The organism is Streptomyces coeruleoprunus (assembly GCF_039542925.1).
GTDB classification, from domain to species: domain Bacteria; phylum Actinomycetota; class Actinomycetes; order Streptomycetales; family Streptomycetaceae; genus Streptomyces; species Streptomyces coeruleoprunus.
In genome coordinates this window covers 4,427,020-4,442,724 of the sequence record NZ_BAABIT010000001.1, presented here as the reverse complement: position 1 = coordinate 4,442,724, position 15,705 = coordinate 4,427,020, and the positions used below count along the sequence as shown (strand labels likewise).

At 74.5% G+C, this 15,705-nt stretch carries 4 protein-coding genes and 9 pseudogenes; 6 read left to right on the top strand and 7 right to left on the bottom strand.

From position 1 onward, the window contains the following. Positions 1–74: 74 nt before the first annotated feature. Together ABEB09_RS19915 and ABEB09_RS19910 are read left to right on the top strand one after the other, a co-directional pair. Positions 75–770, top strand: coding sequence for a lipoprotein (locus ABEB09_RS19915; RefSeq protein WP_345691270.1), 696 nt, complete (start codon positions 75–77; stop codon positions 768–770). 59 nt (positions 771–829) lie between these two features. Beyond that, entirely contained in the window at positions 830–2,365 is a 1,536-nt protein-coding gene (locus ABEB09_RS19910; RefSeq protein WP_345691269.1) for a hypothetical protein, read from the top strand. Between the two features lie 544 nt (positions 2,366–2,909). Here the strand turns inward: ABEB09_RS19910 and ABEB09_RS19905 are convergent. The 6 genes and pseudogenes from ABEB09_RS19905 to rsmI all read right to left on the bottom strand — a co-directional run bounded on the left by ABEB09_RS19905 (position 2,910) and on the right by rsmI (position 9,774). Continuing rightward, positions 2,910–4,207 (bottom strand): annotated as a pseudogene (locus tag ABEB09_RS19905) (acyltransferase family protein). A gap of 52 nt (positions 4,208–4,259) precedes the next feature. Beyond that, a pseudogene (locus ABEB09_RS19900) lies at positions 4,260–5,152 on the bottom strand (4-(cytidine 5'-diphospho)-2-C-methyl-D-erythritol kinase). Further along, the gene (rsmA, locus tag ABEB09_RS19895; protein WP_345691268.1) at positions 5,149–6,006 is read right to left on the bottom strand and encodes a 16S rRNA (adenine(1518)-N(6)/adenine(1519)-N(6))-dimethyltransferase RsmA; all 858 of its coding nucleotides are present in this window, start codon (positions 6,004–6,006) and stop codon (positions 5,149–5,151) included. The pseudogene ABEB09_RS19900 and the gene rsmA overlap by 4 nt, the downstream one beginning before the upstream one ends. After that, a pseudogene (locus tag ABEB09_RS19890) lies at positions 6,003–7,186 on the bottom strand (resuscitation-promoting factor); the annotation flags it as partial. The pseudogene ABEB09_RS19890 and the gene rsmA, both read right to left, overlap by 4 nt. Positions 7,187–7,358: 172 nt before the next feature. Further along, positions 7,359–8,227: pseudogene (locus ABEB09_RS19885) on the bottom strand (TatD family hydrolase). Positions 8,228–8,823: 596 nt separating this feature from the next. Continuing rightward, positions 8,824–9,774: pseudogene (gene rsmI / locus ABEB09_RS19875) on the bottom strand (16S rRNA (cytidine(1402)-2'-O)-methyltransferase). 52 nt (positions 9,775–9,826) lie between these two features. Here rsmI and ABEB09_RS19865 point away from each other — a divergent pair. From ABEB09_RS19865 to ABEB09_RS19850, 4 pseudogenes are all read left to right on the top strand, one after another. Next, a pseudogene (locus ABEB09_RS19865) lies at positions 9,827–11,600 on the top strand (dolichyl-phosphate-mannose--protein mannosyltransferase). Between the two features lie 150 nt (positions 11,601–11,750). Continuing rightward, positions 11,751–13,382, top strand: a pseudogene (locus ABEB09_RS19860) (penicillin-binding transpeptidase domain-containing protein). A 96-nt stretch (positions 13,383–13,478) separates the two neighbouring features. After that, positions 13,479–14,072: pseudogene (locus tag ABEB09_RS19855) on the top strand (YbaK/EbsC family protein). Positions 14,073–14,076: 4 nt separating this feature from the next. Continuing rightward, a pseudogene (locus ABEB09_RS19850) lies at positions 14,077–14,927 on the top strand (EamA family transporter). A 41-nt stretch (positions 14,928–14,968) separates the two neighbouring features. Here ABEB09_RS19850 and ABEB09_RS19845 read toward each other — a convergent pair. Next, positions 14,969–15,640 (bottom strand): class I SAM-dependent methyltransferase, encoded by a 672-nt coding sequence (locus ABEB09_RS19845; RefSeq protein ID WP_345691266.1) that lies wholly within the window; start codon positions 15,638–15,640, stop codon positions 14,969–14,971. Positions 15,641–15,705: the final 65 nt, after the last annotated feature.

Below are 15,705 nucleotides of genomic sequence, written 5' to 3'. Positions count from 1 at the left end.
ATCGACCTTCCAGAGTAGTGGGCGCCGGAGGTGCGGTAGCGTGCGGCGATCGTTTCCAGGGAGGGCAGGGTTTCATGCGACGGGGTGGGGCGCGGGGCGCGATACGGACGACGACGCCGGGCACGGCGGGCGTGCGGGCCGCGAGGGCCGCGGTGGCGGCCGGGGCGGCGGCGGCCCTGCTGGCCGGGTGCTCGTCGGCGGCGGACGCCGGGTCGCCGGCCGCATCCGCCTCGGCGTCCGCCGCCCCTTCCGCCGCGGGGCCGAAGACGGCCGCGAAGGGCGGGACCGTCGGGCCCGCCGGGTCCGCGTGCCCGCTGCCCGTGACGTTCGACGTGGCCGCCGACTGGAAGCCCGAGGCGATCAAGCCGATCGAGGACCCGGACCTGCGGTCCCTCGTCGAACAGGGGCCGGTGACCGCCGTCTGCGAGATCGACGCGAAGCCCGCCGGGCACATCGGCTTCCTCCGCGTCTTCACGAACGACCGCCCCGGTGACACCCCGCGGCGCGTGCTGGAGGGCTTCACGGCCGCCGAGGGCGAGGTCACAGCCGCCGTGTACCGCGACATCAAGGCCGGCGCCGTGCCCGCGACGGAGGTCACGTACACCGTGACCAGCCGGCTCACCGAGGAGTCCAAGGACGTGCGGGCCCTCGCCGTGTCCACGCCGCGCGGCGCGGCGGTGCTGTACCTGGGCGGGCTGGACTCGGAGGAGCACCGGGCCATGCTCCCCGCGTACGAACTGGCGAAGGCGTCGCTGGCGGTGACCCCCTGATGGGGCGGGCCGCCCCTGACATCGATGCCATGGATGTGCTGGGCTGAAGGGTAAGTGAGATGAGCAAGGACCGGTCCCCTTTCTGGCGCCGGCGGGGCGTACGGCTCACGGCCGTGGCCTCGGCGGCGGTCGTCGTCGTGGCCGGCGGGACGTTCTGGATGTCCGGCGGCTACGCCGCGTGGCGCAACGACCGCGCGCTGGACAGCGCGTGCGACGGCGACCTGGCGGCGGACCGGGTGCGCGAGCTGCTGCCGGGCGTCGAGCTGACGTCCTCCAGCGAGCTGCAGCACGACGGCTGGTACTGCTCCGCCTCCGCGGCGGACGAGCAGCGTGACGGCGGCGCCGGCGTCGAGGTGCGGATACGGAACGCCGACGAGCCGTTCGGCGACGTCGACGGCTGGATCGAGCCCGGCGACTGGGCGACCCCGCTGGGGAACGGGTGGACCGGCTCCTTCCAGTACGCGGCGGAGGGCGGCGGCGAGCGGCCCGGCGAGGCCCGGGTCACCCTGCTGCTCGACTGCGGCGAGCAGTCCGGGGACGGGCTGCTGGCGGTCGCGGACGGCCGGCTGAAGAAGGGCGAGGACTTCCGGGACGCGGCGGTGCGGGCCCGGCTCACCACGGTCCTGACCGAGACGGCCACGGCCTACGCGAAGCGCACCGGCTGCGAGGTGAAGGCGGGGCAGGCCGTGAAGGACCTGCCGGCCGCGACGACGGTCCGCGACCACAAGCCGCTGGACAAGGCGTCCGGTACGTGCGCGGGCGTCGTCGACCCGGCCACCGCGCGGCGCTGGGGGGCCGGCACGGTCATCGAGACCCGCGCCGAGCCCGCGCCCGTGGAGCGCTGCACGCTGGGCAGCCGGCTGGGGGCGCCGCTGTACGACTTCACGGCGTCGTACGGGCCGTACGGCGAGCGGGCGCAGTCGAGCGCGCCGGCGGACGTACGGGCGGCGAAGGGCGCGGCGACGTCGCCGACCGGCCGCTACCGCATGACCGCGGAGTGCCCGGGGGGCGGCGGGACGGCGGTGTACGACATCGCCCCGGACGAGGGCCTGGTCCTGGACCACAAGACGCTCCGGACGGCCCTGGCCCACTTCGCCACGAAGTCCGCGACGTCCCACAACTGCAAGCCCCCGCGTAACCCCTGGGGCCTCACGGCCTCCACCCGTCTCCGCCCCGCGGCGGTCCCTGCCGTGGTCCGGGGCCCCGGCCCGCGCCGTGGGCCGCGCGGCCGCTCCGCCGTGGGCCGGCGCCGTTTCGCTGCGGCTCGCGCCGTGGGCTGCGCGGCCGCTCCGCTGTGGGCCGGCGCCGCCTTCGCTGCGGCTTGCGCCGCCGTTTCGCTGCGGCTTGCGCCGTGGCTTCCGCTGTCGCGCCGCTCCGCGGTGGGCTGGCGTCGCCTTCGCTGCGGTTTGCGCCGCCGTTTCGCTGCGGCTTGCGCCGTGTTCCTGCTGTCGCGCCGCTCCGCGGTGGGCTGGCGTCGCCTTCGCTGCGGCTTGCGCCGCCGTTTCGCTGCGGCTTGCGCCGTGTTCCTGCTGTGGCGCTGTCGCGCCGTTTCGCTGTGGGCAGTCGTTCCGCCTGGGGGTCCCCCCTGGACGTAGTCCTTGGGGGAGGAACGGGTGGGCACAGCGGAACGGCCCACCCGGGCCTAGAGCCCCGCGCGTCACGACGGTGGGTGGGTCCGGGGGCGGCCCGGGGGTCACGTGCTCAGATTGGCTCGCTCGGGGCCTTGAGAGCGAGGCGTCCCAGCGTCGCCAATCCTGCGCGCGCGACCCCCGGTCCACCCCCGTCCCGTGCGTGGGCGACTCACCCCCGGTGGGCGGTGGGGTGGGTGGGAACGCCCGCCCGTGGGCGACTCACCCCCGGTGGGCGGTGGGGTGGGTGGGAACGCCCGTGCGTGGGCGACTCACCGCCGGTGGGGGGTGGGGTGGGTGGGAACGCCCGCCCGTGGGCGGCTCACCCCCGGTGGGGGGTGGGGTGGGTGGGAACGCCCGTGCGTGGGCGACTCACCCCCGGTGGGGGGTGGGGTGGGTGGGAACGCCCGTGCGTGGGCGACTCACCCCCGGTGGGGGTGCGGTGGGTGGGAACGCCCGTGCGTGGGCGGCTCCCGCCGTGGGCGGTTGAGGCCGCCCGCCCGGGGGTGGCTCAGCGGTGGTGGGTTGCCGATCGGTGGACCAGGTACCAGCCTGCTGCGGTCATCGCGATGGCCGCGGGGGCCGTGATGTCGAAGGCGATCAGGACGGCCGTGTGGCCCTTCAGCAGGCCGCCCAGGCCCACCGCCGAGAGGCCCAGGACGCCCAGGAGGCACAGGGTCGCGCCCAGGGCCGCCAGGGCGGCCGCGCCGGGGGTGGCCGGGACGGGTGCCGGGGGGCGTTCGAAGGTGCGGAACGCCGCGACGAGCGCCGCCGTCACCGCCGCGGCCAGCAGCAGCCGCACCGGCAGCTGCGCCCACCAGGCGCTCGAGGCGGGGGCGGGCAGCCCCGTGCCGAGGCCCAGCAGCGCGGCGTACACGCCGAGCATCGCCGTCAGGTGCCACAGGAACGCGGTCATGGCCACCCCGTTCGCCACGACCACCGCGTGCCAGACGCGGGCCCGGGCGGCGAGCCGCGTGCCGGGGCCCCGCAGCAGTTCGACCGCGCCGACCAGCCAGATGCCGTGGCACAGCAGCGCCAGTGTGGGCGGGGCCATGTTGGAGACCTTCTCGCCGGGCATGCCCACCATGGACAGCGGGTACGGCCCGAGCGCCACGAGGGCCGCCGCGCCCGCCAGGCCGGTGACCGCCAGGAGGGCGGGCCGGGTGATACGGGCGTCGGCGCGCAGGAAGCCCAGCTGGTGGACCGCCAGCCACACGAACGCGAAGTTCAGGAACTCCACGTACGGGACGCCCGCGGCGAAGCGCAGCGCGTCCACCGTCGCCGCCGCACCGAGCAGCGCGGCGAACGCGCCCCAGCCCACCGCTCGTGGAGCCTCAGCAGCGGCGGGATGAGCGCGACCATCGCCAGGTAGATCCCGATGAACCAGAGGGGCTGGGTGACCAGTCGCAGGGCCGTGCCCGTCAGTCCGTCGGCCTCGCCGAGGAGTTGGATGAGCAGTGCGGCCGCCGTCCAGGCCAGGACGAACACCAGGGTGGGGCGCAGCAGGCGGTGCAGGCGGCTGCGCAGGAACGTCGTGTACGAGGGGCGCGAGCGGTACGACAGGGCGTGGGAGAAGCCGCCGACGAAGAAGAACACCGGCATGACCTGGAGGACCCACGTCGCGGGCTGCAGGGCGGGCACCACCGCCAGGAGGTTGCCGACGGCGCCGTCGGCGGTCACGGCGGCCATCAGCCAGTGGCCGAGGATCACGGTGGCGAGGGACACGACCCGCAGCAGGTCGATGTAACGGTCGCGGGTGGCCGGGGTGTTCGCGGCGAGTTCGCGTGCGCTGGGTGCCGTACGTCGCATGCGGGTACGGTCCCCCGCCCGGGCCGGGGCGGGGGAGAGTACCCGTACTCAGTTACGCGGTGAGTACCGTCGCGCCCGGCGCCGGCGACACGGCCGTGCGGGCCGTGCGGCAGGTGCCCGACGCGATGAGTGCCGCCGCGACGGACTCGGCCGACTCCGGGTCCTTGACCAGGAAGGCCGTCGTGGGGCCGGAGCCGGAGACGAGCCCGGCGAGGGCGCCGGCCCGTGTGCCCGCCTCCAGGGTGGCGGCGAGCGACGGGCGCAGGGAGAGGGCCGCGGGCTGGAGGTCGTTGGCGAGGGCGCCGGCCAGGGCGGTGGCGTCGCCGGTGCGCAGGGCGTCGAGGAGGGCGGGGACGCGGCGGGGGCGGGCGCGTCGGGGGTGATGCGGTCGAACTCGCGGTAGACGGCCGGGGTCGACAGGCCGCCGTCGGCCACGGCGAACACCCAGTGGAACGTGCCGCCGACGGGCAGCTCGGTGAGCCGTTCGCCGCGGCCCGTGCCGAGGGCGGCGCCGCCGACGAGCGAGAAGGGGACGTCGCTGCCGAGTTCGGCGCAGATGTCGAGGAGTTCGGCCCGGCTCGCGCCCGTGCCCCACAGGGCGTCGCAGGCCAGCAGGGCGCCCGCGCCGTCCGCGCTGCCGCCGGCCATGCCGCCCGCGACGGGGATGTCCTTGGCGATGTGGAGGTGGACGCGCGGCTCGATGCCGTGCCGTGCGGCGAGGAGTTCGGCGGCGCGCGCGGCGAGGTTGGTGCGGTCCAGGGGGACCTGGCCGGCGTCGGGGCCGGAGCAGGTGATGCGCAGCTCGTCGGCGGGGGTGGCGGTCACCTCGTCGTGGAGGGAGACGGCGAGGAAGACGTTGGCGAGGTCGTGGAAGCCGTCGGGGCGCGCCGGGCCTACCGCGAGCTGGACGTTGACCTTCGCCGGGACTCGTACGGTGATGCTCACGCCTTGGCCTCCGCGATGCGGGCGAACTCTTCGACGGTCAGGGACTCGCCCCGGGCCTGGGGGGAGACGCCGGCGGCCACGAGAGCGGCCTCGGCGGCGGCGGGCGAGCCGGCCCAGCCGGCGAGCGCGGCGCGCAGGGTCTTGCGGCGCTGCGCGAAGGCCGCGTCGACGACGGCGAAGACCTCCTGCTTGGTGGCCGTCGTCCGGGGCGGTTCGCGGCGGACCAGGGACACCAGGCCGGAGTCCACGTTGGGCGCCGGCCAGAAGACGTTGCGGCCGATCGCGCCGGCCCGCTTGACGTCCGCGTACCAGTTCGCCTTGACGGAGGGGACGCCGTACACCTTGTTGCCGGGGCGGGCGGCGAGCCGGTCGGCGACCTCGGCCTGGACCATGACGAGGGTCCGCTCGATGGTGGGGAAGCGGTCCAGCATGTGCAGCAGGACCGGCACGGCGACGTTGTACGGGAGGTTCGCGACGAGCGCGGTGGGCGGCGGGCCCGGCAGCTCCTCGACGTCCATGGCGTCGGAGTGGACGAGGGAGAAGCGGGGGGCCTTCGCGGGCATCCGGCTCGTGATGGTGGCGGGCAGGGCCGCGGCGAGCGTGTCGTCGATCTCCACGGCGACGACCCGGTCGGCGGCCTCCAGGAGCGCGAGGGTGAGCGAGCCGAGGCCGGGGCCCACCTCGACCACCACGTCGTCGGGCCGGACCTCCGCCGTGCGGACGATGCGCCTCACGGTGTTGGCGTCGATGACGAAGTTCTGGCCGCGCTGCTTGGTGGGGCGTACACCCAGCGCTGCGGCCAGTTCACGGATGTCGGCGGGGCCGAGGAGTGCGTCGGGCTCAGTGGTGCTCACCGATACAGCCTACGGCCGCAGTGCGGCCACGGGCTCGCCCCCCGCTGCACGTAGAGCTTCTTCGCCCGGTATGTCTGCTCGGAGGCGGGGGCGTCCTGGGCACGGCCGCTGCCGCCGAGTGCGCGCCAGGTGCCGGGGTCGAACTGGTAGAGGCCGCCGTAGGTGCCGGAGGGGTCGACGGCGTCGGGGCGGCCGCCGGACTCGCACTGGGCGAGGGCGTTCCAGTCGAGGCCGTCGGCGCCCTCGACGGAGGTGGGCATGGGCCGGGTGCCGACCTTGACGATCTGGGTGACCGGTTCGCGGACGGTCTCCTCGTGGGTCCGGCGCGGTTTCTGCCCGGACGCCGTCGACGGTGCGCAGCTCGTAGGTGACGCGGCGCAGGCCCTGGCGGCCGGGCCGGTCGACGACCTCGGTGCCCTTGAACAGGTCGGGGTCCTCGATGCGCTCCACCTCGTACGGGACGGCCTCCTCGCGGATCTCGCGGCTGCCGGTGATGCGCATGACGGTGATGGTCTGGCCGTCGCGGGGGAAGGCGGTGGCGGGACGGAGGTGGTGTCCTGGGCGCCGAGGGTGATGCCGGCCTGTTCGAGGGCTTCGGCGACGGTGGCTGCGTTGGTGCGGACGGTGCGTTCGCGGCCGTCGGCGAGGAAGGTCACAGCGCGTTCGGTGCGTACGTCGAGGGCGAGGCCCTCGCGGGAGATCGCGGAGGAGCGGGAGACCGACAGGTGGGCGCCCTCGGCGCGGACGCCCAGTTCGCGCAGGGCCTCGTCGACGGTGCGGGCGGTGGTCCACAGGCGGCGGCTCTCACCGTCGAGGGTCAGCTCGACGGGACGGCCGTAGCGGACCACGACGGCGTCGCCGCTGGCGAGGGCTGCGCCGGGGCCGGGGCGACGAGGTCGTGGTCGCCGATGGCGACGCCTTCCTCGGCGAGGAGTTCGGAGACGTCGTCGGCGAAGGTGTGCATGGTGCGCGGGACGCCGTCGACGCTGAGCCGGACGGCCTTGTCGTCGGCGATGAACGCGCTGGTGCCGCCGGCCAGGACGGCGACGACGAGGGCCTGCGGCACGAGCCGCCGCAGGCCCTCGCCGCCCGTGCCGGTCCCGGGGGTGCGGCGGCGGGCGGCGCGGCGGGCCTCGGCGCGGCCGCCCCGGGGGCGTCGTCGTCGGGGGTGCCATGGGGGCCGGGACGGTGACGGACGGGTCGGCGGCGCGGCGCCCGCGTACGGCGGCTCGGTGACTGCCCTGCGAGTTGCTCACGAGGCCGGGACCCTAGCGGAGCTCCGGTGACTCTCCAAAGCGACTCGACTACGGAGTGTTGTATCGCTACCCTAGGGCGGCCCGTTTCGTTATCGGTCAGTAATCGAAGGCTCGCGCTGTGTTGACGCCGATGGCCGTCGCCAGGGCCTCTTCGCCGATGCCCTTGACCTCGGCCATGGCGCGGACCGTGACCGGGATGAGATACGGGGCGTTGGGCCTTCCGCGGTACGGGGCCGGGGTGAGGAAGGGGCGTCGGTCTCGACGAGGACGAGGTCGAGGGGGGCGACGGCGAGGGCGTCGCGCAGCGGCTGGGCGTTCTTGAAGGTGACGTTGCCGGCGAAGGACATGTAGTAGCCGCGCTCGGCGCAGACGCGGGCCATGTCGGCGTCGCCGGAGTAGCAGTGGAAGACGGTCCGCTCGGGGGCGCCCTCCTCGGCGAGGATGCGCAGGACGTCGTCGTGGGCGTCGCGGTCGTGGATGACGAGGGCCTGGCCGTGGCGCTTGGCGATCTCGATGTGGGCGCGGAAGGAGCGCTCCTGGGCCGCCTTGCCCTCGGGTCCGGTGCGGAAGTAGTCGAGGCCGGTCTCGCCGACGGCCTTGACGTGCTCCAGGGCGGCGAGCCGGTCGATCTCGGCCAGGGCGTCGTCGAGGGCCGTGTCTCCGCCGGCCTCGCGGGCGTCCTGCCGGGACCAGCCGTCGGGGTCCCCGTGGACGATGCGCGGGGCCTCGTTGGGGTGGAGGGCGACGGCGGCGTGCACCTGGGCGTACGTGGCGGCCGTCTCCGCCGCCCATTGGGAGCCCTTGATGTCGCAGCCCACCTGGACGACGGTCTCGACGCCGACGAGGGCGGCCTTGGTGAGGGCCTCCTCGACGGTGCCGGACTGCATGTCCAGGTGGGTGTGCGAGTCGGCGACGGCGACCGGCAGGGGTTCGGGCAGCGGCGGCGGGGCGTCCTTGGAGCTCATGCCCCGATCGTACGAGGGCCCGCCGCCGCCCTACCGGGGGTTATTTGCGGTGGGTGGAGCGGAAGAGGCCGGACAGGGGGCGGCGGTGGCGCTGCGCCGGCTGCTCTCGGCCTCCGGGTGCGGGTGTTCCTCGATGATCTGTCCCAGGGGCCCGGTCGTGGAGACCGGGACGGCGGCGCGCCGGCCTTCCCCGAGGGCGCCCGGCTCCATCGGGCGAGGACCGAGGAGACCTGGCCCTGGCGCATGATGCGAACGACGTGCCCTCCGCAGTTGAGGCAGGTGGGCCGGGAGAGCGGGGAGGGCACGCGGCGGCCCTCCGAGCGGTAGACGATGAAATCGTGACCGGTGATGTCCGTGTGGTGCTCGATCTCGTAGGCCTGCTCCCAGGCGTACCCGCACTTCATACAGGCGAAGGCGTATGCCTCATGGCCGACGGGATGTCCGTGGTCTCGCTCATGCCAGCTCCTTTCCACTGAACCAGTGGACGCCTTTATGGCGGGAGAGCATCGACACCTGTCGAAAAGTGGACCGGTTTTTGTCTTCCCATGCCCAAAGGCCGCCGCAGGGGTCCGGGCTTTGCCTTTCACGATAGCTCTTTACCCGCTTTTGGGACCGGTTGTGCCCTTGGGGCCGGTCGTTCCCTCGGAGCCGGCGGCGTTCTTGGCGGCGACGACGGCGTCGAAGACCTCCCGCTTGGGCAGGCCGCCTCGGCGGCGGCGACGGCGGCGATGGCCTCCTTGCGCCGCTCCCCGCCTCCTCGCGCACCCGGACGCGGCGGACCAGCTCGGCGGGGTCGAGGTCGGCGGGCCCGGCCTCGGGGGCGCCCTCGACGACGACGGTGATCTCGCCGCGTACGCCCTCGGCGGCCCAGGCGGCCAGCTCGCCGAGGCCGCCGCGCTTGACCTCCTCGTACGTCTTGGTCAGCTCCCGGCAGACGGCGGCCCGCCGGTCGGCGCCGAACACCTCGGCCATCGCGGAGAGGGTGTCGTCGAGCCGGTGCGGGGCCTCGAAGTAGACGAGGGTCCGGCGCTCGGCGGCGACCTCCCGCAGCCGGGCCAGTCGCTCGCCCGCCTTGCGGGGCAGGAAGCCCTCGAAGCAGAAGCGGTCCACGGGCAGCCCGGACAGGGCCAGCGCCGTGAGCACCGCGGACGGGCCGGGCACGGCCGTGACCTTGATGTCCCGCTCCACGGCGGCGGCGACCAGCCGGTAGCCGGGGTCGGACACGGACGGCATGCCCGCGTCGGTGACCAGCAGGACCCGGGCGCCGCCGGCGAGGGCGTCGACCAGCTCCGGCGTACGGGCGGACTCGTTGCCCTCGAAGTACGACACGACCCGCCGCGCGGCTGCACGCCGAGGGCCTGGGTCAGCCGGCGCAGCCGCCGGGTGTCCTCCGCGGCGACCACGTCGGCGGCCTCCAGCTCGGCGGCGAGCCGGGGCGGGGCGTCCGCCACGTCGCCGATGGGGGTGCCGGCGAGGACGAGCGTGCCGCCCGCGGGGTCACCGGCCGTGGATGCCGTGGATGTCACCGTTCCTGTCACAGGTGTCATCCTCGCAGCCCGGCCGGGCGAGTCGCACAGTCGCGTTCCCTACGATGGCGCGGTGACCAGTACTGCGCCCAGGCCCTGCACGGACAGGACGGACGAGGCGGCCACGCCGCCGCACCGGACGCGGGGCAGGAGCCGCCCCGTTGGCAACAGCGGCTGCGCCGGTTCGGCTATGTGCCGCGGCCGGTGGCCGGCCTGCGCGAGCGCCTGGTGCCGCCGTTCGTGCAGCCGTCGCCCCGGCTGTGGAGGGGCCTGCTGGGCCTGCCGCCGGGTGCGGTGGCCGGGCTGCTGCGCCTCGCGCCGTGGGGCGGTCCGCTGCTGGTGGCGCTGTTCGCCGGGGTGCTGCGGTTCTGGCACCTGGGTGAGCCGCGCGCGGTGATATTCGACGAGACGTACTACGCCAAGGACGCCTGGGCGCTGGTCAACCAGGGGTACGAGGGGGCGTGGCCCAAGGACGTCGACAAAACGATCCTGGAGAACCCCGGGGCGGTGACCGTCCCGGTGGATCCGGGGTATGTCGTGCACCCCGCCGATGGGCAAGTGGGTCATCGGCCTGGGCGAGTGGTGGTTCGGTTTCGAGCCGTTCGGCTGGCGCTTCATGGTGGCCGTGCTGGGCACGCTGTCGGTGCTGCTGCTGTGCCGGATCGGGCGGCGGCTGTTCCGCTCGACGTTCCTCGGGTGCCTGGCGGGTCTGCTGCTGGCCGTGGACGGGCTGCACTTCGTGATGAGCCGTACGGCGCTGCTCGACCAGGTGCTGATGTTCTTCGTGGTGGCGTCGTTCGGCTGTCTGCTGATCGACCGCGACTGGGCGCGGCGCCGGCTCGCGGCGGCGCTGCCGGCGGCGAGGACGGGGGGCTGCGGCCGGACGCGCGGATCGCCGAGACGCTGCGGCTGGGGCTGCGGCCGTGGCGGCTGGCGGCCGGGCTGATGCTGGGCCTGGCGTTCGCCACCAAGTGGAACGCGCTGTACATCATGGCCGTGTTCGGGCTGATGACGGTGGCGTGGGACGTGGCCGCGCGGCGGACGGCCGGCGCCGACCGGCCGTACCTGGCGGTGCTGAAGCGGGACCTGCTGCCGGCGTTCGTGTCGACGGTGCCGGTGGCGTTCGTCACGTACACCGCGTCGTGGACGGGCTGGATCGCCTCGGACAAGGGCTACTTCCGGAACTGGGCGTCCACGGGCGGGGCCGGGGCGGTGCGTGGACGTGGCTGCCGGACTGGCTGCGCAGCCTGTGGCACTACGAGGTGGAGGTCTACAACTTCCACGTCAACCTGACGTCGGGGCACACCTACGAGTCGAACCCGTGGAGCTGGATCGTGCTGGGCCGCCCCGTGTCGTACTTCTACGAGTCGCCGGCGCAGGGCACCGAGGGCTGCCCGGCGAACGCGGCGGAGAAGTGCGCGCGGGAGGTGCTGGCGATCGGCACGCCGCTGCTGTGGTGGGCGGCCTGCTTCGCGCTGCTGTACGTGCTGTGGCGCTGGTTCTTCCGCCGGGACTGGCGGGCGGGGGCCATCGCGGGCGCGGTGGCGGCCGGCTGGGCGCCCTGGTTCCTGTACCAGGAGCGGACGATCTTCCTCTTCTACGCCGTGGTGTTCGTGCCGTTCCTGTGCCTGGCCGTCACGATGATGATCGGCGCGATGCTGGGGCCCGGCGGTGTGCCGGATCCGGACGGGGCGGTGGAGCGGCGGCGGACGGTCGGCGCGATCGGTGCCGGAGTGCTGGTGCTGCTCATCGTCTGGAACTTCATCTACTTCTGGCCGCTGTACACGGGCCAGACGATTCCGATGGATTCGTGGCGGGCGCGGATGTGGCTGGATACGTGGGTGTGACGCCCGCCTGCCGGACCGTACGGTGATCGATTGTGTGGATTCCGTTCGGATAACGATCGACTCCCTTGTCCCGCCCGTCCCGTAGGGTTTCTCCCGTTGCTTGCTTGAACGCGTTCAAGTGCGCGTACAGGGGGAGGGGGAGGCTGCGAGATGCGCAGTGGAGTGAAGGTGGCCGTCGTCGCGGCGTGTTCGCCGTCGTCGCCGGCGGCGTGGGGTACGGCGCGGTCAACCTGTGGAACGGGATGACGGGCGGGAAGACCGCCGCCACGTCCTCCGACGGGTCGCCGCGCACGTCCGGCCCGATCACCGCCGAGGAGACCGCGACCACCGCGAAGGACTTCCTGGCCGCGTGGGCCGAGGGCGACACCACGAAGGCGTCGCAGCTCACCAACAAGCCCGTCGAGGCCGAGCCGGCGCTCGCCGCCCACCGCACCGCCGCCCACGTCGGCGGGCTGAAGCTGACCGCCGGGACGCCCACGGGCACGACCGTCCCGTTCACCGTCAGCGCCGTCGTGACGTACGACGGGCAGCGCGTGCCGTGGACGTACACGTCCCGGCTCACCGTCGTGCGCGGCCTGACCACGGGGCAGCCGCGGGTGGCGTGGCAGCCGGCCGTCGTCCACCCGCAGCTCAAGGACGGCGAGACGCTGAAGGTCTCCACGTCCGGTGCGCCGCCCATCAAGGCCCTCGACCGCGACGGCGAGGAGCTGACGGCCAAGAAGTACCCGTCGCTCGCCCCGGTCCTCGACGAGCTGCGCAAGCGGTACGGCGCCGAGGCGGCGGCACGGCCGGCGTCGAGCTCGTCGCGAGCGCCGAGGGCGACGCGCCCGACCGCACGCTGCTCACGCTGCGCAAGGGCAAGCCGGGCGAGCTGACCACGACGCTGGACGCGGGCGTGCAGGCCGCCGCCGAGCAGGCGGTGAAGCGGTACGCCGAGTCGTCGGTCGTCGCCATCAAGCCGAGCACCGGAGATACGGGCGGTCGCCAACAACCGCAAGGACGGCTGGAACGCGGCCTTCCTCGGCAAGCAGGCGCCCGGCTCGACGATGAAGATCGTGACGGCGGCACTGCTGCTGGAGAAGGGACTCGTCGGCGCGGAGAAGGCCGCCGAGTGCCCGCAGACCGCGACGTACTACGGCCGGACGTTCAAGAACCTCGACGACTTCTCCATCGACGGCGGAACGTTCACGCGCAGCTTCGCCCGCTCCTGCAACACGGCCTTCATCAAGCAAGCTGATCGACGACGCGAAGGACGACGCCGCCCTGGGCCAGGAGGCCCGGGACGTGTTCGGCATCGGCCTCAACTGGCAGATGGGCGTGCCGTCATGGGACGGCTCGGTCCCCGCCGAGACGGGCGGCGAGGCGGCCGCGCAGTACATCGGTCAGGGGACGATCCAGATGAACGCCCTGAACATCGCGTCGATCACGGCGACGGCGAAGACGGGCACGTTCAAGCAGCCGGTGATCGTGCCGCGGTCGCTGGACGACCGGGAGATCGCCGTCGCCCCGCGCGGCCTGGACGGCTCGGCCGCCCGGCAGCTGCGCGACATGATGCGGGCGACGGCGACCGCGCCGTACGGCACGGCGACCGGGGCCATGGCGGGCGTCGGCGGCGACAAGGGCGCGAAGACCGGCTCGGCGGAGGTGGACAACCAGGGGCAGTCGAACAGCTGGTTCGCCGCGTTCGCCGACGACCTGGCGGCCGCGGCGGTCGTCCAGGCGGCCGGCCACGGCGGCGACGCGGCGGGACCGCTGGTGGCGTCGGTACTGAAGGCGCGGTGACGGTGGCGAGGTAGTCGGGACGGCTCGGCCCGCCGTGAGGGACGGCACGGAGAAAGCGGTCGCGTGGTGGTTACACCGACCGCTAGCGTGCGGCGCATGGACCGTACCGACTCATCCCTCACCCTGGCCCATCCCCGTTTCGCCGAGGCCCTGCGCGCGCTCGGCCTGGACGTGGAGGTCCGCCGCTTCCCGGACGCCGTGCGGACGGCGGCGCAGGCGGCGGACGCCATCGGCTGCGCGCCGAGCGAGATCGTCAAGTCGCTCATCTTCACGGCCTGGGGGTCCCACTGCGCGAGCGAGGACGAGCGCGGGGAGGACGAGCGCGGGGAAGGGGTGCGCGGGAAGGGGTGCGCGGGGAAGGGGTGCGCGGGGAAGGGGTGCGCGTTCTCGTCCTGATGGACGGCTCGTCCCGGGTCGACGTGGAGCTGGTGCGCAAGGAACTGGGCGCGTCCGTGGTGGAGCGGGCGAAGCCGGAGGTCGTACGGGAGACGACGGGGTACGCGATCGGTGGCGTGCCGCCCCTTCGGGCACCGCACCCGCACCACGGTGCTGGCCGACCGGGGCCTGCTGGACCACCCGGTGGTGTGGGCGGCGGCGGGCACCCCGCACACCGTGTTCCCGATGGACCCGAGGACGCTGATCGCGCACGCGGGCGGCCGTGTCGTGGACGTGCGCGAGCGTACGGCGTGATCGCGTGACGCCGCTCGTGGCGGCCGCCGTCGTGCTGGCGGCGGTGACGCACGCGAGCTGGAACGCGATCGCCCACCATCTGCGGGACCAGCTGCTGTCCTTCACGCTCATCTCGGGCGGCGGGGCCCTGATCGGCGCCGTGGCCGCGTGCTTCGTCCCCGTGCCGGCGGCCGCGGCCTGGCCGTGGCTCCTGCTGTCGGCGGCGGTGCACATCGCGTACATGGCGCTGCTGATGCGGTCGTTCACGCTCGGGGCCTTCGGGCAGATGTACCCGATCGCGCGGGGCACGGCGCCGCTCGTGGTGACCGTGCTGGCCGCCGTGTTCGTGCACGAGGTGCCCGACGCGCGGCAGCTCGCGGGCGTCGCGGTGGCCTGCGCGGGGCTGCTGGGGCTGGCCCTGTGGGCGTACGCCGCCGGGGCGGGCGCCCGCAGTGGGGCGCCCTGCTGGCGGCGGGGGCGACCGGCCTGTCGATCGCCGTGTACACGGTGGTCGACGGTGTCGGGGTGCGCGCGTCCGGCACGCCGCTGGGGTACATCGCGTGGCTGATGCTCGTGCAGGGCACGGCGATACCGGCGTACGCCCTCTACCGGCGCGGCAGGGCGCTGCCCGCGCAGCTCCGGCCCCACGTCGGCCGCGGCCTCGTGGGAGCGGCCCTGTCGGTCACGGCGTACGCCCTGGTCCTGTGGGCGCAGACGAAGGCGCCGCTGGCGCCGATCGCCGCCCTGCGGGAGTCGTCGATCATCGTGGGCGCCGCGATCGGCACGGTCTTCTTCAAGGAGCGCTTCGGCGCCCCGCGTCTCGCGGCGGCGGGGCTGATGGTGGTGGGCATCGCGCTGATGCTCCACGCGGTGTGAGGCGACGGCCCCCAGCCCTTCGCGGTCCGGGGGCGCCCGCTTCAGGTCCGCGCGACCAGTGCGTACCGCTCGTCGTGGACGGGGCCGCCCCACAGGTCGGGGTCGTCGCCGAGGTGCTCGACGCGGACGTCGGCGACGAAGGGGCGTACGACGGCGGCCAGTTCGTCGGCCCGGACGCCGCCCCCGCCCCAGGGCAGGCCTTCGGCGCCGGGGACGTACGGGGCGGCGTCGGCGGTCGCCTCGCGCCACAACCCCTCGACGAGCACCAGGCGTCCACCGGCGCGCAGGAGCCCGGCCCATGTGCGCAGAGCCCGTTCCGGCTCGGGCAGCGTCCATACCACGTGCCGGACGAGCACGACGTCGAACCGCTCGTCACCGGTGGGTGGGGCGGCCGCGTCCCCGACGGTGAAGCGCCCCGGGAGTCCGGCCGCCGCGAGCTTCTCGCGCGCCCGCGCGACCATGCGCGGCGCGAGGTCGACGCCGGTGACCCGGTGCCCGTCCTCGGCGAGGAGCAGGGCGAGCGACCCGGTGCCGCAGCCGAGGTCGAGCACGTCGCACGGCCCGTCCGCCGGTATCCAGCCCCGCAGCCGCCGAGCCCATGCCCGCCGCGTGGCGGCGGGGCGCAGCCCGTGGTCGGGCTCGTCGTCGAAGCTCGCGGAGGCGGTGTCCCAGTAGCCGGCGACGGCGTCGGAAAGTCTCTCGCGTGAGGTCATACGGAGATCCTCGCAGCGCCCACTGACAGCGCACCCCGCGCCGGCCGGGCCGGTGCCCGCGGCGC